A 24,867-nucleotide genomic window follows, 5' to 3' on the forward strand; every position below is an offset into this window, starting at 1 on the left:
TCGCCCCGATTTTAGCCATTGTCCTGTGGCAGCTGCGGCACCCAATCAATGGGCTGTTCTCCGCGCCCGGCCAGATACTCATTCGCCTTCACAAAATGCCCGCAGCCCAGAAAACCACGATGCGCAGAAAGCGGGGAAGGGTGCGGTGCGGTCAGGACATGGTGGCGCAGACGATCGATAATGCTGCCTTTGCGTTGGGCATGAGCACCCCACAGCAGGAACACCACCCCTTCACGGTGTTCATTAATGAGGGCGATAACCTTGTCGGTAAACGTCTCCCAACCAAAATTGGCGTGGGAATGCGCTTTACTCGCTTCGACGGTAAGTACCGTATTGAGCAGCAACACGCCCTGCCGAGCCCAGCTTTCAAGGTAGCCGTGCGTAGGGCGGGTGAAGCCTGGGACAGAAGCCTCAAGCTCTTTATACATATTGACCAGCGAAGGCGGGGGAGCGATTCCTGGACGGACGGAGAAAGAGAGTCCGTGCGCCTGGCCTGGTCCATGATAAGGATCCTGCCCCAGAATCACGACTTTGACATCGCCCAGCTCGGTAAAGCGAAAAGCGTTGAAAACATCCTTTTGCGGAGGGTAAACGGTCACGCCCGCTGCGCGCTCTGCCGAGACGGCGCTGAGCGTATTGATAAAGTAGGGCTGCTGTTTCTCTTCTGCCAGCACGTCGTGCCAGGTGAGGTGGGTCGTCATCTCGCTCTCCCGCGAATCTGTATTGCCCGATAGCTTAACTGCTTCTTCCTTCTGAGCAAAATAGTGCGTGGCATCAATGAGCTACAGTGATAAATAAAGTTGAAAATTTACAAAAGTTTTAGCATGGCGCTGACCGTCTAAGTTGATGTAAAACAAATAAAACCAGCTAAAGCCATTTTTAGTGTGTGGATTTAATTGATTTAGGTCAAAGAATCACGCCTGGTGGACTGATATAAGAACAACAAAGCAACAAAGGTTTTACCAATGAGCCAGAGCGCTGGCCCAAAGAATCAGCACATTACCCTGAGGGAGAAATAAAATGATTACTGGTATCCAAATTACAAAAGCGGCAAACGACGAACTTCTGAACTCTTTCTGGCTGCTCGACAGTGAAAAAGGAGAAGCTCGCTGCGTGTGCGCGAAAGCAGGTTTTGCGGAAGATGAAGTGGTTGCGGTCAGTAAACTGGGCCAGTTTGAATACCGTGAAATTCCAATGGAAGTGAAACCGGAAGTTCGCGTTGAAGGTGGGCAGCATCTGAACGTTAACGTTCTGCGTCGTGAAACGCTGGAAGATGCGGTTAAGCATCCGGAAAAATATCCGCAGCTGACCATCCGTGTTTCCGGCTACGCGGTGCGCTTTAACTCCCTGACTCCGGAACAGCAGCGCGATGTGATTACCCGTACTTTTACTGAAAGCCTGTAATTCAGTTCCTGCCGTTGAGAATAAAGAGCGCCTTCTGGCGCTCTTTCACGTTAATAGAATGCATAGTAAACCCGCATCAGCACCCGGTACAGGTTCCCTAAATTTCCTGGGGCTGCCAGCACTACGCTCATTTCTTCGATGTCACTATCTTCGCCGTATACGACAGGGCAGGAATGCCGTAAAGAATGATTGTTTGCAGGAAAACGCAGTACCCGGGCAATAAAAAACGCCGGGATTATCCCGGCGTTCATGTTATTCGTCGACTTTTGGCGACTCTGTCGTGGTAGCTGCCGTTGGTTTACGGCGCTTACCGATGTTTTTCTGATCGCGATGGCGCACTTTAACGCGCGGCTTCTCTTTGTCTTTCTCTTTCTTCTTCTCTTCGCGCTTAGCCAGCACTTTTTTGGATGGCTTACCGGTCAGCTTTTCGCTTGGCGCACGCGTCGTTGGGCGCAGTTCGTCGATAACGCGGGATTTCAGAGGCTCTTTCATGTAGCGGGTAATTTTACCCAGCAGCAGATGATCGTGCGCCTCAACCAGCGAAATCGCGGTTCCTTTCATGCCTGCGCGACCGGTACGACCAATACGGTGCAGATAGATATCCGCGGTACGTGGCAGGTCAAAGTTGAATACGTGGCTAACGTCAGGGATATCGATCCCACGGGCAGCAACATCGGTCGCAACCAGAACGTTTACGCGACCATCGGTCAGGCGCTTGATGGCCTCGTTACGCTTGGCCTGTACCATTTCGCCTTCGAGATAGCAGGTGTTGATGCCCGCTTCACGCAGCCAGGCAACCAGCTCATGCACACGCTCGCGCTTACGCACAAAGACGATAGAGCGGGTGGTATCCGGCTGGTTCAGCAAATGAACGAGTAACTTCGTTTTGTGCTCAACGTCATCGGCGCGATAGTACCACTGATGGATCTTCTTGCGCTCACGCGTGGATGGCGTGGCGGAAACTTCAACCGGATCTTCCAGCAGGCGTTCAGCAAAATCTTTAACCGCGTTGCCTTCCAGGGTAGCGGAGAACAGCATGGTTTGCTTGCGCCAGCGGGTTTCCGCGGCAATGGTTTCAATATCTTGCGCGAAGCCCATGTCCAGCATGCGATCTGCTTCATCAAGGATCAGCGTTTCAACCGCGCGGCAGTCGAAGTTCTCTTCCTTTATGTATTGCAGCAGTCGGCCGGTGGTAGCGACCACAATATCCTGATTCTCGCTGAAAACTTCAGCGTGGTTCATATACGCTACGCCGCCGGTGATGGTGGCGATATCCAGATGGGTATGTTTTGCCAGTTCACGCGCGTGGTCGGCGACCTGCATAGCGAGTTCACGGGTTGGCGTGACGATCAGAATACGCGGCGGGCCAGATTTCTTACGAGGAAAGTCGACCAGATGCTGTAGCGCTGGCAGCAGGTAAGCTGCGGTTTTACCGGTACCCGTCGGTGCTGAACCCAGCACGTCGCGTCCTTCAAGTGCAGGAGGAATGGCCGCAGCCTGGATGGCAGTCGGGCGAGTAAAGCCTTTCTCCTGGAGCGCGTCCAAAAGGCTTTCATCAAGTTCGAGTTCGGAAAAAGTGCTTACAGTCATGGTCTACCTCTGTTTGGGACGCCGATTATAGACATAATGACCGCGATCTTCATCTGTTTGTGTCTTTCCGTAGATGTCCGTTTCACTTATGCTACGGCGGTTTCTTTGCAAGGTAGATAAGATGTCGGATCAAAAAGCGGTATTACGTCGGGATGGTTTCACCTTCAAACAGTTCTTTGTGGCGCACGATCGCTGCGCCATGAAGGTGGGAACAGATGGGACGCTGCTCGGTGCATGGGTGCCGGTAGTTAATGTCAAAAGCGTCCTGGATATTGGCACCGGCAGCGGTTTGCTGGCGTTGATGCTCGCCCAGAGAACCGCTGATGACGTCACGATTGAAGCCGTGGAGCTGGATCCTGTTGCTGCAGAACAGGCGGCAGAAAACGCCAAAGGCTGCCGCTGGGCTTCGCGTATTCACGTTCACTGCGCGGACATCCGCGAGTGGGCGCAGCAGGCTACTCAGCGCTACTCCTTAATTGTCAGTAATCCGCCTTTCTTTGAGCAGGGCAGTAACTGCGCATCACCAGAACGAGCTCAGGCACGTTATACCACGACGCTGGATCATCAGGCCTTGCTCAGCAGCGCTGAACAACTGATCACCGAAGACGGTTTCTTCTGCGTGATTATGCCGGAAACTGCCGGGACGGCATTCAGCGAGCTGGCGAAATCACAGGGTTGGCATGTTCGTTACCGTACCGATGTGGCCGACAATGAAACTCGCCTGCCGCATCGGGTGATGCTCGCGCTTTCTCCTACGGGCGGAGAATACTACAACGACCGCCTGGTGATCCGGGGGCCAGACCAAACCTATTCTGAAGGCTATTGCAGCCTGACCCAGGACTTCTACCTGTTTATGTAGAGCGGGGAAAGCACGCTTGGGCCGGATTCAGCGAGCTGATCCGGATAATCGAGCGTGTAGTGCAGGCCCCGGCTCTCTTTACGCTGCATGGCGCAGCGCACAATGAGTTCGGCAACCTGCACCAGGTTTCTAAGCTCAAGCAAATTGTTTGAAACGCGGAAGTTGGCATAGTACTCATCAATCTCTTGCTGCAGCATGGTAATTCTTCGCAGCGCCCGCTCCAGCCGACGAGTGGTGCGAACGATCCCAACGTAGTCCCACATAAAGAGCCGCAGCTCATGCCAGTTATGCTGGATAACAACCTGTTCGTCTGGATTATCCACACGGCTGTCATCCCAGTCGGGCAGATTTTTACTTTCGCGCGCATACGGCAGTCGCTTCAGAATATCTTCTGCGGCAGACCAGCCATAAACCAGGCATTCGAGCAGAGAGTTTGAGGCCATTCGGTTAGCGCCGTGCAGGCCGGTATACGTCACTTCGCCAATGGCATACAGCCCGTCCACGTCGGTGCGCCCATGTTCATCTACCATCACGCCACCGCAGGTATAATGCGCGGCAGGGACTACGGGAACCGGATCTTTGGTTAAATCAATGCCTAGCCCAAGCAGCTTCTCATAAATAGTGGGGAAGTGCTGGCGAACAAACGCCTCTGGCTTATGGCTGATATCCAGATACATGCAGTCTGCGCCCAGGCGTTTCATTTCGTGATCGATAGCCCTGGCGACGATATCACGTGGCGCAAGCTCGGCACGTTCATCAAACTCCGGCATGAAGCGTGAACCATCCGGACGCTTCAGGTATGCACCTTCGCCGCGCAATGCTTCGGTAAGCAGGAAGTTTCGGGCCTGAGGATGGAACAGCGCCGTAGGGTGAAACTGGTTGAATTCAAGATTGGCGACCCGGCAGCCTGCACGCCATGCCATAGCGATACCGTCACCGGAGGCGATATCCGGGTTTGTCGTGTACTGGTAGACTTTTGAAGCGCCACCGGTGGCTAAAACGACAGATTTCGCACGGCAGGTTTCGACCTTTTCAAGGTTCCGGTTCCAGACCCAGGCACCGACGACGCGCCTTGTGCCCGGCAGGCCAATTTTGTCCGAAATAATTAGGTCTACGGCGTTGCTGCGCTCGATCACCCGGATATTGGGGTGATTGAGGGCTTTGCCGACTAGCGTGGTTTCAACTTCCTTCCCGGTGGCATCCGCCGAATGAAGAATTCGGCGATGGCTGTGGCCGCCTTCACGCGTCAAATGGTAGCTTTCTTCACCATTCGCCAGCGTGTGGGTATCGAACATGACGCCCTGATCAATCAGCCACTGGACGCAGTGCTTTGCATTGCTTGCCACAAATTCTACGGCGTCACGAACGCAAATTCCTGCCCCGGCTATCAGCGTATCGTCAATATGGGAAGCTATGCTGTCGGTTTCATCGAAAACGGCGGCAATTCCCCCCTGTGCATAAAAAGTTGAGCCTTCGTTAACTGGGCCTTTGCTTAGCACAATGACCTTGCTGGTTTGAGCCAGACGCAGCGCGAGAGAAAGGCCAGCAGCACCGCTACCGACAATTAATACGTCACAGATCAGATCGCTATTTTTGTTCATGGTGTTTAATTTACTAAACAATAGTGGCCCGAGCATAGCACCGGGTGGGACGCTGAACACGCTTTTTTTGTTTTAGTGTTGTGCAAACTAAACAGAGTCATCGGTAAAGTCATTGGGAGGGCTCGAGCAAACTGCGTAAATAAATCTCACTACGGAAGGATAAATGGCAGATTAGATGATGAAATACCCTGATTCATGAGATACTCTTCTCGCTAACTTTTTGAGCATTGATTCAGAAGAATCGGCGTTACCGTTTTGCGAAGCGGAATTTATAATGAAAAGATGCAATCCGCTAAACATGACAGAAAAACAAAGGCGTAACGGAACTTTGCTGGCCTCGGGCACTCAAACTCAAAGCTTGCTCAAAAATGCAGGGTTCGAGTGGCATTTCGATTACGCGTGGAAATTGGGTTTGGGGAGACATTACCTCGGATGAGCGAGCAGTTAACGGATCAGGTCCTCGTCGAACGGGTCCAAAAGGGAGATCAGAAATCATTTAACCTACTGGTGATACGCTACCAGCATAAGGTTGCGAGCCTGGTTTCCCGCTATGTACCTTCGGGAGATGTACCCGATGTGGTGCAGGAATCTTTTATTAAAGCTTATCGCGCGCTGGATTCATTCCGTGGCGATAGTGCGTTTTATACGTGGTTGTACCGCATCGCGGTCAACACGGCTAAAAATTATCTGGTTGCTCAGGGGCGGCGTCCGCCATCAAGTGATGTGGACGCCATTGACGCTGAAAACTACGAAAGTGGCAGCGCATTGAAAGAAATTTCGAACCCTGAGAACTTAATGTTGTCTGAAGAACTGAGACAAATAGTTTTCCGTACTATTGAGTCGCTCCCGGAAGATTTACGCATGGCAATTACGTTGCGGGAGTTGGATGGCCTGAGCTATGAAGAGATAGCCGACATCATGGATTGCCCGGTAGGTACTGTGCGTTCTCGTATTTTCCGCGCAAGGGAAGCTATTGATAATAAAGTTCAACCGCTTATCAGGCGTTGACGATAGCGGATTACTGGAAGGGTATTTAGGCATGCAGAAAGAACAACTTTCCGCTTTAATGGATGGCGAATCTCTCGACAGCGAGTTGCTTAATCGCCTGTCAAACGACAGTGAATTGCAGCAAAGCTGGGAGAGTTACCACCTTATCCGCGACACAATGCGCGGAGATACCAGCGAAGTGCTCCACTTTGATATTTCTGCCAACGTGATGGCGGCTATCGCAAATGAGCCTGTGCGTAACGTCGCGCCGCTCATTACCGAATCTCAGCCGCAGCCTCAGCAGTGGCAGAAAATGCCGTTCTGGCATAAGGTGCGTCCGTGGGCAAGCCAGCTTACCCAAATGGGCGTTGCCGCGTGCGTATCGCTTGCGGTTATCGTGGGTGTGCAGCACTATAATGGCCAGTCTGACAGCACCGCACAGCCGGAAACGCCGGTCTTTAACACTTTGCCGATGATGGGAAAAGCCAGTCCGGTAAGTCTGGGCGTACCGTCTGACACGACCGCCAGCAACAGCAGTCAGCAAGTACAGGAACAGCGTCGTCGTATTAACGCTATGCTGCAGGATTACGAATTGCAGCGTCGTTTACACTCCGAGCAGCTCCAGTTTGAACAGGCGCAAACCCAGCAGGCCGCTGTGCAAGTGCCAGGAAACCAAACTTTAGGAACGCAATCGCAGTAATGAAGCAACTTTGGTGTGCCCTGTCTCTCGTGGCAGGCAGCCTGTTGTTCACCTCCAGCGCCTCGGCGGACACTGTTTCGTCCGGGGCGTTGTTGCAGCAGATGAACCAGGCTAGTCAGTCACTCAATTATGAGCTGGCGTTTATCAATATCAGCAAACAAGGGATTGAGTCCCTTAGTTATCGCCATGCACGTCTTGATAATCGCCCGCTTGCGCAATTCCTGCAAATGGACGGCCCGCGCCGCGAAGTCGTTCAGCGCGGCAATGAAATCAGCTATTTTGAGCCTGGGCTCGAGCCATTCACGCTCACCGGGGACTACATCGTCGATTCTCTGCCTTCCATCGTTTATACCGACTTTAAGCGCCTGACGCCGTACTACGACTTTATTTCTGTCGGGCGTACGCGTATTGCCGACAGACTATGCGAGGTTATTCGCGTCGTTGCTCGGGACGGCACTCGCTATAACTACATTGTTTGGCTCGATACCGAAACCAAGCTGCCGCTTCGCGTTGATTTACTGGATCGCGACGGCGAAACGCTCGAACAGTTCCGGGTTGTGTCATTCTCTGTTGAAAATCAGGCGAGCGGGCTTCTGCAGAATTTAGCAAAAGCGACGTTGCCACCTCTGCTGTCCGTACCGGGTGCGGAAAAGGCCAGTTTTACATGGGCACCGACATGGCTGCCGCAAGGCTTTAGCGAAGTGTCGAGCAGCCGCCGGCCACTGCCAACCGTGGGCGTGCCTATCGAATCCCGACTTTATTCTGACGGGTTATTTAGTTTCTCGGTGAACATCAGCCAGGCCCCGTCTCAGGCAAGTAATGGCGAACAGCTTGTGCGGACCGGTCGCCGGACTATTAGCACAGAAATTCGTGATAAAACCGAAATTACCGTTGTAGGTGAGTTGCCTCCACAAACGGCGAAACGCATTGGCGATAGCGTGAAGTTTAACGGAGCGACGCAATGATTAAAGAATGGGCGACGGTCGTCTCCTGGCAAAATGGTGAAGCATTGCTGCACTGTGATGTTAAAGCCTCTTGCAGCAGCTGCGCTTCGCGCTCTGGATGTGGGACTCGTGTCCTAAACAAATTGGGGCCACAAACCAGCCATCTGCTGTCTGTGCCAAGCGAACAGCCGCTGGTTGCCGGGCAAAAAGTGGAGCTGGGCATTGCGGAAGGTAGCCTGCTAGGGTCCGCGCTGCTGGTGTACATGTCGCCGTTGGTCGGACTATTTTTGTGTTCAGGTCTTTTCCAGACGCTGTTTGGTACCAACCTGGCCGCTATGTGCGGAGCTTTGCTTGGTGGCGTAGGGGGCTTCCTGCTTGCTCGCGGTTTTTCCCAGCATTTCAGCCGTCGTGAGAGCTGGCAGCCGGTGATTCTAAGCGTTGCGCTTAGCCCGGATGCAGTGCGCGTCGATACGTCCGCGCCGCCGGCTGAAAATCAATAAATTCCCTTCAAATGACATCTCTTTGCACATCCTGCTTATGGCTTACCTAAGCTTGCAGGATGAGCAGTTTCCTCACTTTCTGGTTGTAGTGTAGAATGCGGCGTTTCAGGCAGAAGACAGTCTCTGACATCCTGCTCCGTACAGCGCGAAGCGCCGAGCTCACAGGCCATTTGTAAGGCATAAAACCTCTAACTATGAAGAATATACGTAACTTTTCTATTATTGCCCACATCGATAATTGATACCTCGCCAGCCTCCGCAAACCTCCGACAAAACACTATCAAGACCCCCATCAAATCAGCCTTCTAAAAAACAATACTGTTTGCATGTACAGTCAACCTACGACATCATAAGTCATGGTTTTTGTGTCCACCAGTGCGTCCATATCCTATGATGGACACGGAACCTCCCGTTCTGATGGACACATGTAGGGAAAAATCATGGCTATTTCAGATAGTTATCTAAAGTCGTGCCTTGGGCGCGAACGTGACAAAGTTGAAGAGAAGGCGGACCGGGACGGTTTGTGGGTGCGCATTTCCAAAAAGGGCGCCGTCACCTTTTTCTACCGATTTCGTTTCCTGGGCAAACAGGACAAGATGACGATCGGCAGCTACCCAGAGTTCGGGCTGAAGGCTGCACGTGATGAAGTGGTGAAGTGGGCCGCGATTCTCGCCCGTGGTGAAAACCCGCGCATTAGACAAAGCCTCGACAAAGCCAAAATTAACAGCCAGCACACCTTCGAAGAACTTTTCCGCGAATGGCACGCCATGGTCTGCATTCAAAAAGAAACGGCCGGGCAGATCCTGCGAACCTTCGAATTGCACGTCTTCCCCAAGCTCGGGAAATACCCGGCGCATCAGCTGACGCTTCACAACTGGCTAACTGTTCTGGATCGTCTGGCGCAGGGGTACACCGAGATCACCCGTCGTGTAATCAGCAATGGCCGGCAGTGTTATTCCTGGGCGGTGAAACGTCAGCTGCTGGAGGTCAACCCACTGTCTGAGATGTCGGGCCGTGACTTCGGCATACAGAAGCAGATGGGCGAGCGAACGCTGGACCGGAAAGAGCTGGCGATTGTCTGGCGCGCGATTGAAGATTCCCGCCTTATCGAGCGAAACAAGATCCTCTATAAATTATCGCTGCTGTGGGCGTGCAGGGTCGGCGAACTCCGGCAGGCTGAGAGCGCGCATTTCGACTTTGAGGAAGGCGTCTGGACTGTTCCGTGGGAAAACCACAAAACGGGCAGGAAGAGCAAAAAGCCGATCATCCGTCCTATCATCCCCGAAATGCTCCCGATGATCCGACGGGCGATTGAGCTGGCGCCGGGCCGCTTTGTTTTCTCAAAATACGAAGACAGGCCAATGAGCGAAGGCTTCCACATGAGCATCAGCAGCAACCTGGTGAAGTTCATGCTGAAGGCCTATAACGAGCAGGTGCCGCACTTTACGATTCATGATCTTCGCAGAACCGCACGAACGAATTTCTCAGAGCTGACAGAGCCACACATCGCCGAGATGATGCTCGGCCACAAACTGCCGGGTGTATGGTCGGTGTATGACAAGCACACCTATATCGAGGAGATGAGGGAGGCATACGGGAAGTGGTGGGCCCGACTGATGAGCATCATCGAGCCCGATATTCTGGAGTTCACGCCACGTCAGACCGGATAAGGCGTCCCTTGCTATCGCGCGGAAGGTTCAGGTGAGACATTGGGCGGCGTACCGGCCGTGACATTTCGCGGACTTGCCACTCTTGAACTTTGGTTTTGAGCCACTTGTTGGATCCGCCCATGTATGAGCAGTCCGGCTCCGGGAACGGGTTGCTGTCGCCCGGGCGTTTGCGGTAACGCTCCAGCGTCCTGGGTGAAATGCTCAACTGGCAGCAGATATCGCGGGTGCTCATCAGTTCGAAGTTATCGGTTTTTCTGCTCATCATCGTCTCCAGCGGCCCCGGCGGGGCCATCGTTAATTTCAGTGCGCCTGCGCCGGCAGGTTGCGAAGCTTACGTACGCCGATCATGGCGGTCGCCACATAGCTGGTGGCCCGGTTTACCACCTCGACAGTGACCTTTATCCCGTCAACCACGACGGTATAATTGGTCCGGTGTTTCTGCCTACCGTGATCACCATATTTTGCGTGGTGCTCAGCCAGCGCTGCCTCACACGCCCGGCGGGCCAGTGGGGATTGCTTACTGCCACGGTTTATCAATCGCATAAGACCTCCTTTCCGGGAGGGTTTCCCCTCCCGTCGCTGTTAGTCCACGTATTCCGGTTTCATATCCGTGAGGGTGATGCTGTACTTGTCGTGCAGCTCGTCGCCGAGGTGGCGTTTCGCGGCTGCCAGCGTTCGCTCAGCTTCGGCGAATCGCTCAGCAGCATCAGGTTCGCCCGGCTGCGGCAGCGAGTTGATCACCGCGTCGACTTTGTTTTTGGCGTTTACCTGGTGATAGCGGCGCGTCGCCTTATTCTTCAACTCGGTGAACAGCGCAGTGCCGAGCGTGGCTTTTGCTTCGTTGATGTCGTTACCGACAGCGGAGGCTGATTCCAGGGTCTCTGCAGTTTCAATTCGTGTACGGAACCCATCGGCGATGGAGTCGATGTTCACTACTGGCTCCAGTGCGCCTGTGGCCGCATCGGCTTTACCCTCGGCAATTTCGGTCAGGCTCATGCGCTGGGAGGCCGGGTTTATTTCGCGCTCTTCACGCTGATCAACTTCATCAGGGCTGTAGACACCGAGAATGACCTCCGGGCAGTAGAGGCGGGCCCAGTACTTCACGGCCAGGTATGCGATCTGTTGTTTCGGGTTCGATACCCAAAGCGGCGAGTTGCGAGTGACAACACCTGACAGGTAGATCGGCTCACCCCAAGTGATTTCATTCTCACCGCGAAGGACAGCGCCAACCTCGACATAGAGGCCAATTTCGTCCTCATCGTTCCATCCACGCACACGCTCGGTGACGTTGTATTTCCCGTTCTTTCCGTGCTTCTCCCGCGTTACTTCCTGCGTGCGGGTGCAGCGCTCCCACTCTCCGCCGTAGCGATAATGGAATCGGCCTTTGATGGCGTTTGAGCTGGCAATCACTGCGTTTACCAGTTGGGCTTCATAGCCCAGCACGCCGTTAACCAGATGCGTTTTCTGTGCCACTGCGTAGGGGTTCATGCCCCATTGCATAGCCTGCATGACGATTGCCATACAGTCGGCTGGTTTGCCCGCCAGGTGCGCAGGTACAGTTACAGCTGATTGGGCCATTAAGCCGGCAAAGGCCTGCAGTTGACCCAGCGCCTGCACGTTGAAAATTGAGTTGCTGGCGGAGATCGTGTTCGGCGCCTGCTGTTCTGTCGTTACGATATTCGTATTTTCCATCGTCATTCCCCTTATGCCAGGCGCAGCGCTTCGAGGCGGCGCAGGTCAAAATCGTTGAGTTCTTCGGCGTAATCTTCGGTGATTGGTGCTGGCCAAACGCCGGTATCGAAGCCGTTCGCGATGGCACGCATGGCTTTGCGGTACTCCAGCATGCCCAGCTCCAGCAGTTCGGCGGACGCCTCAATGATGGCTATCCAGTGATAGTTCTCGTCCTTGTTGACGAAAATCCAGAAGAACTGGTCGAGCGCTGCGGTCTCGCTGTACATAGCTGCGCTCAGGTGATAATCACGGTCGATGATTTCCCGGTGCAGCCTGGCGCGCAGGCCTTCCTGTTTAACGTTCCACATGCTGATGGTTTTGAGGTCAGCACCGATGCGAACACTGTCGAGGTCGATTTCCAGATCGGGGCGCACTCGAACTTCCAGCCCGGTTTCTTCGTCGAACCCGAAGTAGCTGACCTCAACGGCACGGCTCGGATGCGTCAGCAGCTTCCCGGCTGTCGGGTGGTTTAACAGCGCCTTTTGAATGGCCAGAGCTGTGCTCAACTGTGGGCGGGTAACCAGTACTTTTCCTTCCGGGTTATCGCGCCATGCATCCACCAGTTCGTCGGCAAATACAGCATCTGGGTTTACAGACTTCACGGCCTGAATCAGATCGGTCTTCGTACCGGATACTTTCAGCGGTGCCGGTTTCTGTGTTTCCTGGGCAACTAGGTCCGGGTTGATAATTGCCAGTTGCTCGAGCAGCGCATCACGGCTTCCGCTGGTTTTGACCTGCTGCGGCAGGGTGGCGTTGTATTCTTTGATGCAGGCCTTCATGGCAGAGGCCGTTTGCTTCTGGTCTGCTTCGATACGCTGGAACTCTTCCGGCAGTATCATATAGCTCTGGCCAGTTTCCTCCAGTGATGCGCCGAGCGGAACCTGAGCGGGCAGGGTGGCGTTGTATTCTTCCAGCAGCATTTTGATGTCGTCGGCAGACAGCAGCGCTGGCAGACCGGCGTTGTGTTCGTCGATAAACGCGCGAATTGTCGCCGTGGTGGTGAATGCACCTTCCGGCACCTCCGGTTCAACGCTGAATTCAGCGTCCATTTGTTCAGGCTGAAGCGCCAGCGCATGCACCAGATTCCCCATATCAAGGACTGGTGAGCGTTCTTTCGTGATGGTCTTCGTGACATGACGCGCTTCGAAATACATCAGGCTGACGCGGGCGTCTTTTACCTGCGTGCTACTGATGCCGTTCGCCGCGTGATAAACCTCATTCGGTAGGCCTTCGTATCGGCCCGGCTCGAAGTAAGCTGGGAACTCCGCGGCTGGTTCTTCCTGTGCTGGCGCAACTGCTCCAGGCTCGCTCAGCGCGTCTTTCAGTTCGCCTTCCATCGCTGCATAAGTTGAATCGCCCACCGCGGCGCCACAGTCAGGGCAATGCCCGCCGCCGATTGCACCGCAGCTGACACAGAAATCAGCAGTTACGGAATCTGTCTGCTGATCATCTTCCAGAGCACCTTCGCCTGCTGATATCGCATCGTTAGTTTCGCCTTCGGCGCGCTCAGTCTCTTCCATCTGCACATTGCCGGTTTCCTTGTTGCTTTTGCCGTGAAGTTTTGAAGACGCCATCAGGCCTTCTACTGAGAAGATGCCACCGCCCTGATTGGTGAATTCGGGCTGCTGGTTTTGTGCCTCTTCTGCGTCCACCTTGGCCTCGATTTCTGCATCCCAGCTGGTTTCTGGTTTATGTCTCGCGCTTGCCAATGTTTCAGCTGATGGTTTCGCGTGATCGCTTTCGGTCAGGTTCGCGCTTATATGGGATTGCAGGCGATCGGGGAATGCAACCAGACCAGAAGATGTAGTGCGAATCAGTGCAAAGATGGCCGCGCGTGAATAGTCGAGGATGCCAGGTGTCGCGCGCAGCGCCGCTGACCACTCGGCAAACGGTGATTCTTTGGTTCGAACAATGTCTTTGGCCGTCCGGTAAGGCGCGCCAGGAATATCGTAAATATTGAAGTCCTCTGGAAGGGTGGCCAGGGCAATTTCAATGTCGAGGCTGTCGAGAGTATGTATCAGGTCAGGATTCCGATCTGTTGCATTGCCTCCGCCTGCATTGGTTCCGGTATCGGTGCGCTGGATCTGCGCCACACGGTTTCCCTTTAGCCACTCTTTCACCAGCAGGCCGCGATCGATGTATTCGGTACTAACCCACGCGTTAACGAACTGAATAAAGAGGTTCAATTCATGGCGCTGTGTCTGTGGTAATACCTTTTGCACTGCGTCGGTCAACTTCCAGAGGCCATGCATGTCGAATTTTTTAACCTCGGGAGCGTTATTTACCGCCAGCAGCAGGTTTTGAACGTAGGTGTTATCCGTGTCCATTTCTAACGCTGAAAGCTCTTTACGGCGTGGGATGCTGATGTGGTAAACGTGGCCTTTTTCGGAGCACAACTGTGCCAGCAACTGAATACGGAAAGGCATGGTGACCAACTGGAACTCTGCATTCTCGTCATTGGAGTATTCAACTTTGCTGACGCCGTTCTCTTCGGCCATCAGTTCCGCGGTTAAATTGTCGTTTGCAACGTCTTCCTTGTGGAAAGTGTCCTGAGGCGCTGATCCGGGTTTCAGTTGCCAGGTACGCTGATCGTCGGCCAGTTCGTAACGCTCGCACCAGGTTAAATCAATGGTGCTTTCTTCCGGCAGGTCGTTAAACACCGGGAAGTCAGTGCGGATTGCCTTCTGATAATCTTTACCGCGGCCGGTTTCGATCCCTGCGTCTTCCAGTTCAACGTCAAGCTGCAGGTTGGCGCGGGCTTCAGTTTTCGCAGTGAACCAAATCACTGCATCTTGCTTACCGGATTTCTGAGTGGCTTTGACCACATAGAAGAATTCCATGTGAGATCCTCTTTTTTGGGTGATAAAATCCCCGAGCCATTGACAGCGCCCATTGGGTGTTCTTTGGTTTTGTGTGGTTTCCGGTGGAACTTTAGTCGGTGTCACCGGACGTTGAGCCCGCCTTGCGCGGGTTTTACGTTATGCTTCGTGGGCCATCTGGTCGTAGGAAGCGCAACGCACAGAGCAGTAGTCGCGTTCTTCGTGAGTAAGCTGAGAGCCGCGAATTAACGTCAGCTGATTTTTTACTTCTTTTTCCGCTTCAATCGGCTTTCCACAAAGGTGGTAAGCGCATTTTTTCTCCTGCATAACTCCCCCGTTAATGGCTCAGGCCATTCCCTAAACCATTTAGAAACACTTCAACCAGAAGCTCCGTTGTGTAAGTTCGTTCAACACCTCGATGCAGATACAAACGACCACGTGCATTAGCTGATGCTGTCCAGGTTGCGTCTTTGTGTTTGACGAGCATGCCGGGCAAGACTGCGCCGCGGTTTACTGTCTGAGTGCCGTAATGCTGATGAATCATGGTGATCCCCTTTCATTTGCCTTGTCGCCGGCCAGCGGAACATTTCACCTGACAACGATGCGCTTGTTGTCGATGAACAAACATTACAAGTAAATTTTGTGAATTACAAGAAGGAAATACAAGAAAATGTTGTTTTTTCGGGTGTAAAAAAACCGCCAGCGAAGGCGGTTTTGGTTTAACGCTTTGAAATTATTCTGAAATGTTCTTGATTATGCTCAGAACATCATCTTTCAGGAGGTCGAGTTCTTTTAGTGTGGCTTTGGCGTGAACAATAAGGCGATTCTTTTCAGCTTCTGGCATCTGGTTGAAAAGTGCCAGCAGGGCTTTTTCTTTATCATCAAGCGCATCCTCTCTGGCTACTGAAGCATGATTCTCTACAGAAGGAACGTCTGGCTCGTTTTCATCTGGAGGCATGAAAAACCAATGTTCAGGCTTCCCTGTAACAGCTGAAAGCCTCTTAAGCCTTTCGCCTCTAGGGGTTGTTTCGCCTTTTGCCCATTGCTGAACCGCCTGGGGAGATACCGTTACCCTCCTGGCTATCTCAGATAGATTCCAGCCAGTTTGATCCTGAATGAGCTGAAGTCTACGTACGAAATTTTCATGCTGTTCTGTTTTCATACTCATCATTTTACAAGTCCCACTTGTATAAGACATTGCAAGATTCACACAAGAAAAACTTGTTTCACCTTTGTTTGTGATGTAATGTTTTCTTGTATCTCACAAGGGGAAGCTATGAACGCTGATTTAAAGTCTCTAATTTGCTCAATTATGAGCCAAACAGAATTGGCTAAACGCCTGGGCACTACACCTCAATCGGTAAGTCTCTGGTTGAATAGCGAAGCCCCGGCTCATCGGGTTATTCCGATTTGCGAGGCGCTAAGTTGGAGGGTTACTCCTCACCAAGTGCGCAACGATATTTACCCAAACCCTACCGACGGGTTACCCAGCCAGCAGGCCTAAGCACCAATCCACTAAGGGGATATTCAACCATGGAGAACGCAATTGCACGCAAGTTAGACCCGCCAGTAATCAACCCGGTTGAGATAGAGAGCGTTCTGCTCAACCGGCTTGCTTTGATGGGGCAGAAGTTTTACGCGGAGCATATGGGCATCAGCGAATCGACCGCCAGCCGTCGCAAAGCAGAGGGGCATTTTTCCAGCATGGCGAAGGAACTGGCATTCCTGGGCATACAGGCGGCGCCGCCGGAAGCGGTGCTGGTGTCGCGGGAGTATCTGGCATCGGTAGAGACTCTGGCCGACATCGGGCTGAAAGCGGAACGAGCCAGGCCGGGGCCGCTGGGGTGGGATTAAGCCATGAACCATTTGGAATTCATAGAGAAGCACGTACGCGAAGAGCTTATCAAACAGGGATTCACTGTCGCCGTGGCGCAGGGGGGGGCATTCCAGGCAGTCGACATGTACAAGCGCATGAGTCAGGCAAGCCGTAAGGGGAGGATTTTCGATGATGTGTTACGACACGCAAAGCTTTGGGCAGAGAAGCAGCTGCTGCCATCTGACAAGCTTGAGAAGAAGCGCGTTAAGCGTAATCAGCCGCAGCAGGGGCTGTTCTGAATGGGTGAAGACTGGTGTGCGTCAACACAGTCAGTCTTCGGATGCAAAAACTGAGAGTGATTGCGGAGTAAGTATGTCAAACACCGCTGAAGTTATCAATTTTCCGATAAAGACCGAACGTTCGGGAGGTCAAATGGCCGACCTGGCTAACGGGTACACCAAGACTGCGAACGAGATACAGAAACTCAAACCGCGCCTGCGTATGTCAGGCCGGGAATGGCAGTGTCTCGAAGCGATTATTTGGTTGACCTATGGGTGGAACAAGAAACAGGACCGCGTAACAAACACCGTTATTGCCGAGCTGACAGATTTGGGTGAATCGCATGTTTCCGACGCTATAAAACATTTGGCGGAGCGAAAAATAATCTTCGCCAAAAAGCAGGGAGTGATGAAAACAGTCGGTATAAATACCGAGCTTTCTGAGTGGATTCTAGCCAAACCGAAAACGGGAAAACTCTTACCGGAATCGGGAAAAGCGTTACCGAAAACGGGAAAACCTTTCCCGGAAACGGGAGACACCCAATACAAGAACAAGAACAATATAAAAAGATCTTCGTCCCGGAATTCTGAAGAATCCCGAAACGAGAAAATTCAGAGGTTCCTCTCTCGCCATCCTGAAGCCGTGAATGGGATATACACTCCCGCCGGGAAATCCTGGGGATCTGCAGACGACCTCAAAGCTGCACAGTGGATTTTTTCGAAGCTGCTGACGGTCAACGCATCTCTGTCTGAGCCTGCCTGGGTTGAATGGGCAAACACCATCAGACTGATGCGCGTGCAGGACAACCGCACTCATTTCGAAATCTGCGAACTGTTTCAGTGGGCCAACAAAGACTCATTCTGGAAGGACAATATCCTGAGCCCAGGTAGCCTTCGCAAGCAGTGGGATCAGCTTTCCACAAAACGTCTACGTACCGTCGGCACACAGGCAGTTCGAGGCAGTATCGATCTGAACAACACTGACTGGATTTATGGGGTGCTGGAATGAGAAATCTCTCCGAGCAAATTCTTCGCTATGACCATGAGCAAGCACGCCGTTTAGCGCACGACCTCCCGGAGCAATATGGCGAACGCGAGCAGACGCAGCAGGTGGCGCAGATTATTAACGGCCTGTTCAACCAACTCATTGCTGCATTCCCTGCAACCCTGATTAATCGCACGCAGGAGGACATGAACGAAGTTCGTCGTCAGTGGGTTCTGGCTTTCAAGGAAAACGGAATTACCACCATGGAACAGGTGAACGCCGGCATGCGTATGGTGCGCCGCCAGGAAAAACCGTTCCTCCCATCACCGGGCCAGTTTGTTGCCTGGTGTCGTGCTGAGGAAAGTGCTGCTGTTGGCTTACCTAACCAAAACGAATTGGTAGCCCTGGTTTATCAGTACTGCCGAAACTGTGGTGCTTATCCTGATGCCGAATCCTACCCATGGCCAGGTAAAACTGCCGATAGAAAGCACACAACCAAATCTAAGGCCTGTTACTGGATGGTCACCGTGCTGACCCAAAAAATGCGATCTCAGGGTCTAAGTGACATGGAGTTGAACCGTAAGGCCGGAGAAGAGCTGGCACAGATGGCCACGCGCATTCGTGGTGGTGAGGATATTCCTGAGCCTGTTGTTCGACTCCCATTGCTGGGAGGAAAGCTGTTATCCCGTGAGCAAAACATCTCGAAGCTGGAAGAAATTCGCGCTCGCTTTGGTTTCAAAAAGGGGAGGGAGTAATTGTGAATTACGGACTGAAACCGACTCAGATGCAAATCATCGAGTTCATCAAGAAAAACGGGCCGACGACACCACGCCAGATCCGCACGCTACTGGGATGTGATATCCGCGAGGCCAGCGACCGACTGAAACGCCTTAGAACATCAGGCATCGTGAAGAACATCGGTCAGCCCCACCGGCCTGAATACAAACTTAAGCATCGCTGTCAGGACAAAATTAAACCGGCGAAACCGCCGCGGCAGATTGGCCAGGCACAAAAGATCGCTGACGAATGCCGGAGGAACTGGCAGGGCTATGGGATCCACAAAATTTTCGGGAGCGCAGGCAAATGAGCAAACCTAAATACACCACCGGCGCAAAAGCATTCCTCATCCTGCTGTTTCTGGCGGGAGTCCTGGTTATTTCACTGCTGGCTATCCAGATTTCGGAGGCGCTATGAGCAAACCAACTTACGAAGAGTTAGAGACCACGGTGACGAACCTCACAGCGCAGGTGCAGGGGCTGGCTACGGAGAATGCGGAGTTGAAAGAAATCTTCGACTCAGTAACCAACCTGGAAAACGAACCTGAATACCACGAGGCCGGGATGGGTTGCGGCCTGGAAGACCGTGGAATCACTGACCGTTACGAAGCCATGAGGCATGGATGGGATTGCGCAATGGAACGCGTATACGGCGAAGTCATCCCATGCGCAGAAGAGTTTGGATTTAAAGCCACCGACGCCGCGCTGGCAGAGATACGCAACGAGGCGCGGGCCGAGGGTGTGGATATGCTGGCTGATCATTTGGCTTGCATGAATATCAACGTTAGCGAGACCAGCGTACGTGAGTTCGCAGACAAACTGCGCAAGGAGCAAGGCAAATGAGCAATAACACCGAAGCGCTTCAGGACGCATTAGATTTTGACCTGTTCGCCGGCGACATGGGCGACTGTAACGACATCGAGCTATCAAACAAGATTGTAAAAGGCCGGAAGGAATACACCTGCTTTATCTGCTGTGGGCCTATAGCTGCCGGTGAAATTCATCGGTATGCCGTCCATAAGTTCGATGGCGAAATTATGACTTACCGCGGGTGTAACGCGTGCTGTGTAGCGATGGTTAGCAGTGTTAACGGAGACTTCGACGAAGAGTCCGGTGAGGACCCTATCGAAGTACGTTACGCGCTAGGCGAAGAACGCCGGGAGGCCAGCGATGAGCAATAACACCGAAGCGCTGATTGCCGAGATGAAAGCAGCAGCGGAGAAAGCTACGCCGGGCGAGTGGATTGCTTTCGCCGATGAGAAAACAGGTACGTGCGCTATCCATACCCCAAGTGATAAAGGATGTGGGGATATCGTTGACTGGCCTGGGTTCGACTCCTCCCGTGTAAGCAAGAAAAAAAGGATAGCCAACGCCAAGCATATCGCCCTGAGCAACCCGAAAAACATAAAGGCACTGATAGCGGCGCTGGAGAAGTCAGAGGCAATCCGTGTCGCTGCGGAAAATCTAGTTCGCTGCAAGGGTCGGTATCACAGCGAGCAGAACTATCGAGCACTGGCTGCACTTTTTGGTGTTACCACACCAGACTTACCACCGTTGGCGGGAGAGGCCAGCCCGTTAGCGCCGCAGCTGCCTGCTGTGCCTGATGGCTGGTCTGAATCGGCAATCACCAACGCTATAACGGTAATGCTGGACAGAATTGAAACCATAGACCCGGCAGATGATGACAGGATTGAAGAGGTCAAGAGGCTTGTCCTTCAGCTTACTTCGGCTGATGGCTGGGTGGTGGTGCCGGTTGAGCTTACTCCGCGGATGATTACCAAGCTTCAGCAGAATACCGAGATTGGTAGCTACATCGCTGCTAATTGGGCTGGCGCTTATGGTCTTTTCCAGAAGTTTTGGGATGAAGCTATCGCCGCAGCACCAAAGCCGGAGGTGTGATGGATCCGTTACTGCAGTACGCCGCAAAGCGAATCATAGAGCTTGAAAGCCTGCTGCTGGTGGATGTTCCAGAAACCGTATGGCCTGCAGAAGTGGGTATGGTATTTGGACAGGTTGAAAGCGCCGGGGATCTGCCGGCGCATCACCAGCGCCGCTTGAAGCATCACATCAACAGAATGTGGCTGGAAAAAATGCCGGTACCGGCGATTATCACTGCGGCCCGTTCGCTGGCCGACGCGATGGAGAATTACGCGTGAGAGAAATTATTGTTGATAACTTTGCTGGTGGCGGCGGGGCAAGCACTGGCATTGAAATGGCTACTGGCCGCAGCGTGGATATTGCGATTAATCACGACGAGAACGCCGTGGCAATGCACACGACGAATCACCCGGACACGCTGCACTATTGCGAAAGTGTTTTTGATATCGAACCACGTACAGCGACCGCAGGCCGCCCGGTAGGCCTGGCGTGGTTTTCCCCGGACTGCCGTCATTTTTCGAAAGCGAAGGGAGCAAAGCCGGTCGAAAAAGCTATTCGCGGCCTCGCCTGGATCGTCGTTCGCTGGGCGTTGTCTGTTAAACCCCGCGTGATGATGCTGGAAAACGTTGAGGAGTTTAAAACGTGGGGACCGCTGCTGGCGGCTGAACTTAGACCCGACCCTGAACGAAGCGGTGAAACATTCGAAGCTTTCTGCGCCATCCTGTCGGGTGGGATAGCTATGGATCATCCAGCATTAGCAGAATGTTGCGAGTTTCTCGACATATCGCCGGATAGTGCTGACGCCGTACGACTGGTAAACGGGCTGGGTTATAACGTCGATTATCGTGAGCTACGTGCCTGCGACTACGGCGCACCGACGATCCGCAAAAGATTTTTCATGGTAATGCGCTGTGACGGGCAGCCGATTGTCTGGCCTGAAAAAACGCATGCTGACCCAAAAACACCCGAAGTCATTTCCGGCGCGCTCGCGCCGTGGCGCACAGCTGCTGAGTGTATCGACTGGACGCTCGAGTGCCCGTCTATCTTCGACCGCAAAAAACCGTTGGCAGAAAACACGCTCAAGCGTATTGCCCGCGGCATTCAGCGATTTGTTATCGACAGCGCAACGCCGTTTATCGTGAAGTGCAACCACACCAGCACAAAAACCAGTTATGACTGTTTCCGGGGGCAGCCGCTGACTGAGCCACTACAAACGATTACGAAATCCCCTGGCTACGCTGTGGCTGTACCGCATCTGACAAAATTTCGCACTGGCGCAACCGGGCAGGAGCTTAACGAACCAGTGCCAACAATCACGGCTGGTACATCCACACGGCCTGGCGGCAACGGCCACGCGCTGGGCATGGTTGAAACTGCCCTGGTACCATTTCATGCCGGGAACGGTGGCAGCGAATACCAGGCTAAACCTCGCTGCCTGAATCAGCCCGCGCACACAATTCTGAAAGAATCCCGCGCCTGTGTCGTTGCGCCGGTAATTGCCCGTCAGTTTGGCGCAAGCATCGGGCATCGTGCTGACGAACCCAGCGCAACGGTGACAGCCGGGGGCGGCGGTAAATCGCAGCTCGTAGCACCAACGTTGATTCAGGTCGGGTATGGCGAACGCCCAGGGCAATCACCCCGGGTGCCGGGCCTGGATAAACCTCTGGGTACCGTAGTGGCCGGCGGCGGAAAGCATGCTGTTGTGGCCGCGAACCTGATTAAGCACTTTGGCGGGAATTATACCGGCGCTGGTGTGGCGCTGGATGAACCCACACACACGGTGACGACTACGGATCATCATGCTCTGGTCACAGCAAACCTGATGGTGAATAACACCGGACATCCGGGCGGCGCTGCTGATTCACCAGTGCATACAGTGACAACTGGAAATCATCACGGTGTCGTGGCGTCTCACCTGGTTAAGCTAAGAGGCACTTGCCGGGATGGGCAGCATACAGACCAGCCAATGCCAACAATTACTGCCGGCGGCATGCACGTTGGCGAAGTTGAAACGTTGCTGGCTGCTGGAGCATACGACGAAGAACGGGCTCAACAGGCGCTTGCGTTCCTGCAGCAATACTGCGGGCCGGAGCATAACGGCCTGGTAACCATCGACGGCGTTATTTATCGCATTGTCGATATCGGAATGCGCATGCTGCAACCGCACGAACTCTACCGGGCTCAGGGCTTCCCGGAGTGGTACATCATCGACCGCGACTACCGCGGCGTGAAGTATGCGAAGGATAAGCAGGTCGCGCGCTGTGGTAACGCCGTACCACCGCCGTTTGCTGAGGCGCTGGTTCGCGCTAATCTTCCGGAACTATGCCAGCACCAGGAGGCCGCATAATGGCTAAAACCGCAGCTGAACGAAAAGCAGCGCAACGCGCACGCCAGGCAGCTGGTGGCGTACGAAAGCTTGAGTTGATGCTAGATGAGCAAGAAATGGAAATGATTACTCGGAACTGCGCAGTCCGGCGCCCTGGTCGTACGCCCTACGAAATGGCGGAATACGTTGCGATGCTGATTCGGCAGGATGATGCGCGCGTTCGTGGCCATATTAAATCCATCAGCGCCAACCTGTGCGGGAAGTGCGGTGCCGGCTTGCCGGTGGAGTGTTGCCCCTGTGCTGGTGATTCTGCCTGCTGGGTTACGAAAGGTTGGCATGAGACAAAATTAGCGTTGTGACACGTCACTGCAAGTTAAATTTTTAGAAGATTTACGCTCCCACCTGAGAGCCCGCTGCATGCGGGCTCTCCTTCTGAATTCTGAAAATTTGGAAGATAAACAAGGGACTAGTATTAGCAAAAAGTGCGCTTAAAGGATTGATAAATTCTGTGGATAGGTATACTGTTTATTTATACAGTATATCCGCAAGGAGGGATTATGAAAATCGAAGTCACCATCGACCGCACAAAAAAACTGCCCGACGGCGCAGTGCCAGCTCTTGAGCAGGAGCTTCTGAAGCGCATCAGACGGAGTTATGCCGATTGCAGGCTGACGGTCCGACGTGCTGGATCCGATGGTCTAAGCATTGTCGGCGGGGAAAAGAGTGATAAAAAGCGTATTGAAGAAATCCTGCAGGAGACGTGGGAGAGCGCTGACGAGTGGTTTTATTGATTGTTTTAAGTGGTAGCGGCAAATTATCCAATGCACTTTATTCCCATGCTGCTACCGATGATTTCTTTTTTGCGTCTGGATGTCGCTCAGGAGGAAACGTTGTGGGTGCAATTGACTCAGCTCCTGCCGGAGGATTTAAGGCGACCATCACAGATGCCAGTGGCCGCGAAGTTTTATCTTTTGATTTGGCTGCTACAGACCGATTTATCCTGTCGTCTGTTGACGGGAAGGTTGCGAAAAGAAAGCTCCATAAAGACGATCATTATTGGTCACGCTCAACCCTGATGGAAGTTATCAGCGAAATGACTTCAAAAAATTGACCGTTTCACCGAGTATCTAGCATAATCAGTACGCTGGTCTGAACAACCAGAGCCTGACGACTTTGCGCCACGGAGTAAAAACCATGGCGCACGAGTTACAACTCATCAAGCATCACACAGGAATCCTGATCCCGGCCACGCCCGAGACCAGTGAAATCCTGCAATCAAAAATCCGACTTGGCGACGTTCTGGTTGCTGAATTCAAAAAAGTGCGTAATCCGGCATTTCACCGCCGATTCTTCGCGCTCCTCAATCTTGGCTTCGAATACTGGGAACCGACTGGCGGGGCTATCTCGAGCAACGAGCGCAGGTTGGTAACCGGCTATGCCAAATATCTTGCCGCTTACGGCGGGAATGAAGGCGCGCTGCTGGATGCTGCTGAGCAGTATCTGGAGCAGGTAGCGAATCGCCGCGTTACCAACGGGATAAGCCTGTGCAAATCGTTCGATGCGTACCGGGCCTGGGTAACCGTCGAGGCCGGGCATTTTGACGCCATCGAGCTGCCAGACGGCACCCTCAGAAAGCACCCGCGTAGCATCTCCTTTGCCAGCATGGATGAAGTGGAATTTCATCAGCTGTACAACACCGCACTCGACGTTCTCTGGCGCTGGATCCTGTCTCGCTCTTTCAGTTCGCGCGACGAAGCCGAAAATGCTGCCGCGCAGCTGCTTGGCTTTGCGGGGTGATGGGATGAAACACACTTGGTTCCATCATATCGATTGCACCACGCAGCAGGCCGACCAGCTAGTGGCCCAATACCAGGCGCGCGGCGTCAAAACAGAGCGAAGCCTGAACCCCGATTACACCACCTGGACAGTCAGCGCATTCCTCCCTACCTCCAGCAGTCCGCCGCGGGCAGATAGCCGCTGGCGCAACCGGGTGTGGGGGTGAG

General features: G+C 53.4%; 32 protein-coding genes and 2 pseudogenes. 24 read left to right on the plus strand and 10 right to left on the minus strand.

Going from position 1 to position 24,867, the window contains the following annotated elements; translation table 11 throughout:
* Positions 1-11: 11 nt before the first annotated feature.
* Positions 12-701, minus strand: coding sequence for a uracil-DNA glycosylase (gene ung / locus ACREYP_RS04655; protein ID WP_336819094.1), 690 nt, complete (start codon positions 699-701; stop codon positions 12-14).
* A gap of 319 nt (positions 702-1,020) precedes the next feature.
* Here ung and grcA point away from each other — a divergent pair, with 319 nt between their 5' ends.
* Complete coding sequence (grcA, locus tag ACREYP_RS04660) at positions 1,021-1,404, plus strand: autonomous glycyl radical cofactor GrcA (protein WP_008459527.1); 384 nt, start codon at positions 1,021-1,023, stop codon at positions 1,402-1,404.
* A 252-nt stretch (positions 1,405-1,656) separates the two neighbouring features.
* On the opposite strand, the gene srmB is transcribed toward grcA, so the two are convergent.
* The gene (gene srmB, locus ACREYP_RS04665) at positions 1,657-2,994 is read right to left on the minus strand and encodes an ATP-dependent RNA helicase SrmB (RefSeq protein WP_008459524.1); all 1,338 of its coding nucleotides are present in this window, start codon (positions 2,992-2,994) and stop codon (positions 1,657-1,659) included.
* A gap of 121 nt (positions 2,995-3,115) precedes the next feature.
* Between srmB and trmN the strand changes: the two genes are divergently transcribed.
* Positions 3,116-3,853: a tRNA(1)(Val) (adenine(37)-N(6))-methyltransferase TrmN gene (gene trmN / locus ACREYP_RS04670; protein WP_008459522.1), complete on the plus strand. Its 738-nt coding sequence runs from the start codon at positions 3,116-3,118 to the stop codon at positions 3,851-3,853.
* Here trmN and nadB read toward each other — a convergent pair.
* Complete coding sequence (nadB, locus tag ACREYP_RS04675; RefSeq protein ID WP_336819095.1) at positions 3,838-5,454, minus strand: L-aspartate oxidase; 1,617 nt, start codon at positions 5,452-5,454, stop codon at positions 3,838-3,840. The genes trmN and nadB overlap by 16 nt on opposite strands.
* Positions 5,455-5,752: 298 nt before the next feature.
* On the opposite strand from nadB, the gene rseD reads away from it, so the two are divergent.
* From rseD to ACREYP_RS04705, 6 genes are all read left to right on the plus strand, one after another.
* Positions 5,753-5,890 carry a rpoE leader peptide RseD gene (gene rseD, locus ACREYP_RS04680; RefSeq protein WP_166990376.1) on the plus strand — a complete coding sequence of 46 codons (138 nt, stop codon included), beginning with the start codon at positions 5,753-5,755 and terminating at the stop codon, positions 5,888-5,890.
* On the plus strand, positions 5,887-6,462 hold the full coding sequence (gene rpoE, locus ACREYP_RS04685) for an RNA polymerase sigma factor RpoE (RefSeq protein ID WP_008459517.1): 576 nt from the start codon (positions 5,887-5,889) through the stop codon (positions 6,460-6,462). The genes rseD and rpoE overlap by 4 nt, the downstream gene beginning before the upstream one ends.
* A 31-nt stretch (positions 6,463-6,493) precedes the next feature.
* On the plus strand, positions 6,494-7,141 hold the full coding sequence (gene rseA, locus ACREYP_RS04690) for an anti-sigma-E factor RseA (RefSeq protein WP_008459515.1): 648 nt from the start codon (positions 6,494-6,496) through the stop codon (positions 7,139-7,141).
* Entirely contained in the window at positions 7,141-8,106 is a 966-nt protein-coding gene (rseB, locus tag ACREYP_RS04695) for a sigma-E factor regulatory protein RseB (RefSeq protein WP_008459512.1), read from the plus strand. Before rseA ends, rseB begins: the two co-directional genes overlap by 1 nt.
* Positions 8,103-8,585, plus strand: coding sequence for a SoxR-reducing system protein RseC (gene rseC, locus ACREYP_RS04700; RefSeq protein WP_008459510.1), 483 nt, complete (start codon positions 8,103-8,105; stop codon positions 8,583-8,585). The genes rseB and rseC overlap by 4 nt, the downstream gene beginning before the upstream one ends.
* Positions 8,586-9,025: 440 nt before the next feature.
* Positions 9,026-10,255, plus strand: coding sequence for a tyrosine-type recombinase/integrase (locus tag ACREYP_RS04705; RefSeq protein ID WP_498881129.1), 1,230 nt, complete (start codon positions 9,026-9,028; stop codon positions 10,253-10,255).
* On the opposite strand, the gene xis is transcribed toward ACREYP_RS04705, so the two are convergent.
* From xis to ACREYP_RS04740, 7 genes and pseudogenes are all read right to left on the minus strand, one after another.
* Positions 10,233-10,517 (minus strand): excisionase Xis, encoded by a 285-nt coding sequence (gene xis, locus ACREYP_RS04710; protein ID WP_498881390.1) that lies wholly within the window; start codon positions 10,515-10,517, stop codon positions 10,233-10,235. The two genes, ACREYP_RS04705 and xis, sit on opposite strands and share 23 nt — an antisense overlap.
* Before the next feature lie 38 nt (positions 10,518-10,555).
* Positions 10,556-10,798, minus strand: a complete 243-nt coding sequence (locus ACREYP_RS04715; RefSeq protein WP_498881130.1) for a DUF4060 family protein — start codon at positions 10,796-10,798, stop codon at positions 10,556-10,558.
* 39 nt (positions 10,799-10,837) lie between these two features.
* Positions 10,838-11,996, minus strand: a pseudogene (locus ACREYP_RS04720) (RecT family recombinase).
* Positions 11,965-14,826 (minus strand): annotated as a pseudogene (locus ACREYP_RS04725) (RecE family exodeoxyribonuclease); the annotation flags it as partial. The pseudogenes ACREYP_RS04720 and ACREYP_RS04725, both read right to left, overlap by 32 nt.
* Before the next feature lie 138 nt (positions 14,827-14,964).
* A complete protein-coding gene (locus tag ACREYP_RS04730; RefSeq protein WP_311888590.1) occupies positions 14,965-15,132 on the minus strand; it encodes a YdaE family protein in 168 nt (55 codons plus the stop codon).
* Between the two features lie 10 nt (positions 15,133-15,142).
* A complete protein-coding gene (locus ACREYP_RS04735) occupies positions 15,143-15,349 on the minus strand; it encodes a cell division inhibitor protein (protein ID WP_336981758.1) in 207 nt (68 codons plus the stop codon).
* A 189-nt stretch (positions 15,350-15,538) separates the two neighbouring features.
* A complete protein-coding gene (locus tag ACREYP_RS04740) occupies positions 15,539-15,967 on the minus strand; it encodes a helix-turn-helix domain-containing protein (protein ID WP_498881131.1) in 429 nt (142 codons plus the stop codon).
* Between the two features lie 150 nt (positions 15,968-16,117).
* Between ACREYP_RS04740 and ACREYP_RS04745 the strand changes: the two genes are divergently transcribed.
* The 16 genes from ACREYP_RS04745 to ACREYP_RS04820 all read left to right on the plus strand — a co-directional run bounded on the left by ACREYP_RS04745 (position 16,118) and on the right by ACREYP_RS04820 (position 24,866).
* Positions 16,118-16,309: a transcriptional regulator gene (locus ACREYP_RS04745; protein WP_498881391.1), complete on the plus strand. Its 192-nt coding sequence runs from the start codon at positions 16,118-16,120 to the stop codon at positions 16,307-16,309.
* Between the two features lie 29 nt (positions 16,310-16,338).
* Positions 16,339-16,659, plus strand: coding sequence for a CII family transcriptional regulator (locus tag ACREYP_RS04750; RefSeq protein ID WP_311888594.1), 321 nt, complete (start codon positions 16,339-16,341; stop codon positions 16,657-16,659).
* A 3-nt stretch (positions 16,660-16,662) separates the two neighbouring features.
* Positions 16,663-16,920, plus strand: coding sequence for a hypothetical protein (locus ACREYP_RS04755; RefSeq protein WP_498881132.1), 258 nt, complete (start codon positions 16,663-16,665; stop codon positions 16,918-16,920).
* A 73-nt stretch (positions 16,921-16,993) separates the two neighbouring features.
* Complete coding sequence (locus ACREYP_RS04760) at positions 16,994-17,908, plus strand: phage replication protein O (RefSeq protein WP_498881133.1); 915 nt, start codon at positions 16,994-16,996, stop codon at positions 17,906-17,908.
* A complete protein-coding gene (locus ACREYP_RS04765) occupies positions 17,905-18,639 on the plus strand; it encodes a replication protein P (RefSeq protein WP_498881134.1) in 735 nt (244 codons plus the stop codon). Before ACREYP_RS04760 ends, ACREYP_RS04765 begins: the two co-directional genes overlap by 4 nt.
* A gap of 2 nt (positions 18,640-18,641) precedes the next feature.
* On the plus strand, positions 18,642-18,971 hold the full coding sequence (locus tag ACREYP_RS04770; protein ID WP_498881135.1) for a winged helix DNA-binding protein: 330 nt from the start codon (positions 18,642-18,644) through the stop codon (positions 18,969-18,971).
* 103 nt (positions 18,972-19,074) lie between these two features.
* Positions 19,075-19,503: a hypothetical protein gene (locus ACREYP_RS04775; protein WP_498881136.1), complete on the plus strand. Its 429-nt coding sequence runs from the start codon at positions 19,075-19,077 to the stop codon at positions 19,501-19,503.
* Positions 19,500-19,841, plus strand: a complete 342-nt coding sequence (locus ACREYP_RS04780; RefSeq protein ID WP_498881137.1) for a hypothetical protein — start codon at positions 19,500-19,502, stop codon at positions 19,839-19,841. The genes ACREYP_RS04775 and ACREYP_RS04780 overlap by 4 nt, the downstream gene beginning before the upstream one ends.
* On the plus strand, positions 19,831-20,559 hold the full coding sequence (locus tag ACREYP_RS04785; protein ID WP_498881138.1) for an ead/Ea22-like family protein: 729 nt from the start codon (positions 19,831-19,833) through the stop codon (positions 20,557-20,559). Before ACREYP_RS04780 ends, ACREYP_RS04785 begins: the two co-directional genes overlap by 11 nt.
* Positions 20,559-20,816 (plus strand): hypothetical protein, encoded by a 258-nt coding sequence (locus tag ACREYP_RS04790; RefSeq protein WP_311889395.1) that lies wholly within the window; start codon positions 20,559-20,561, stop codon positions 20,814-20,816. Before ACREYP_RS04785 ends, ACREYP_RS04790 begins: the two co-directional genes overlap by 1 nt.
* Positions 20,813-22,885 (plus strand): DNA cytosine methyltransferase, encoded by a 2,073-nt coding sequence (locus tag ACREYP_RS04795; RefSeq protein WP_498881139.1) that lies wholly within the window; start codon positions 20,813-20,815, stop codon positions 22,883-22,885. Before ACREYP_RS04790 ends, ACREYP_RS04795 begins: the two co-directional genes overlap by 4 nt.
* The gene (locus ACREYP_RS04800; RefSeq protein ID WP_498881140.1) at positions 22,885-23,223 is read left to right on the plus strand and encodes a hypothetical protein; all 339 of its coding nucleotides are present in this window, start codon (positions 22,885-22,887) and stop codon (positions 23,221-23,223) included. The genes ACREYP_RS04795 and ACREYP_RS04800 overlap by 1 nt, the downstream gene beginning before the upstream one ends.
* A 198-nt stretch (positions 23,224-23,421) precedes the next feature.
* Positions 23,422-23,655, plus strand: coding sequence for a DinI-like family protein (locus ACREYP_RS04805; RefSeq protein ID WP_498881141.1), 234 nt, complete (start codon positions 23,422-23,424; stop codon positions 23,653-23,655).
* The gene (locus tag ACREYP_RS04810; RefSeq protein WP_498881142.1) at positions 23,643-23,975 is read left to right on the plus strand and encodes a hypothetical protein; all 333 of its coding nucleotides are present in this window, start codon (positions 23,643-23,645) and stop codon (positions 23,973-23,975) included. Before ACREYP_RS04805 ends, ACREYP_RS04810 begins: the two co-directional genes overlap by 13 nt.
* An 83-nt stretch (positions 23,976-24,058) precedes the next feature.
* On the plus strand, positions 24,059-24,661 hold the full coding sequence (locus tag ACREYP_RS04815; protein ID WP_498881143.1) for a DUF1367 family protein: 603 nt from the start codon (positions 24,059-24,061) through the stop codon (positions 24,659-24,661).
* Positions 24,662-24,665: 4 nt separating this feature from the next.
* Positions 24,666-24,866, plus strand: a complete 201-nt coding sequence (locus ACREYP_RS04820) for a hypothetical protein (protein WP_498881144.1) — start codon at positions 24,666-24,668, stop codon at positions 24,864-24,866.
* Position 24,867: the final 1 nt, after the last annotated feature.

Source organism: Enterobacter sp. TMH.L2, from assembly GCF_050847315.1.
GTDB lineage: Bacteria > Pseudomonadota > Gammaproteobacteria > Enterobacterales > Enterobacteriaceae > Cedecea.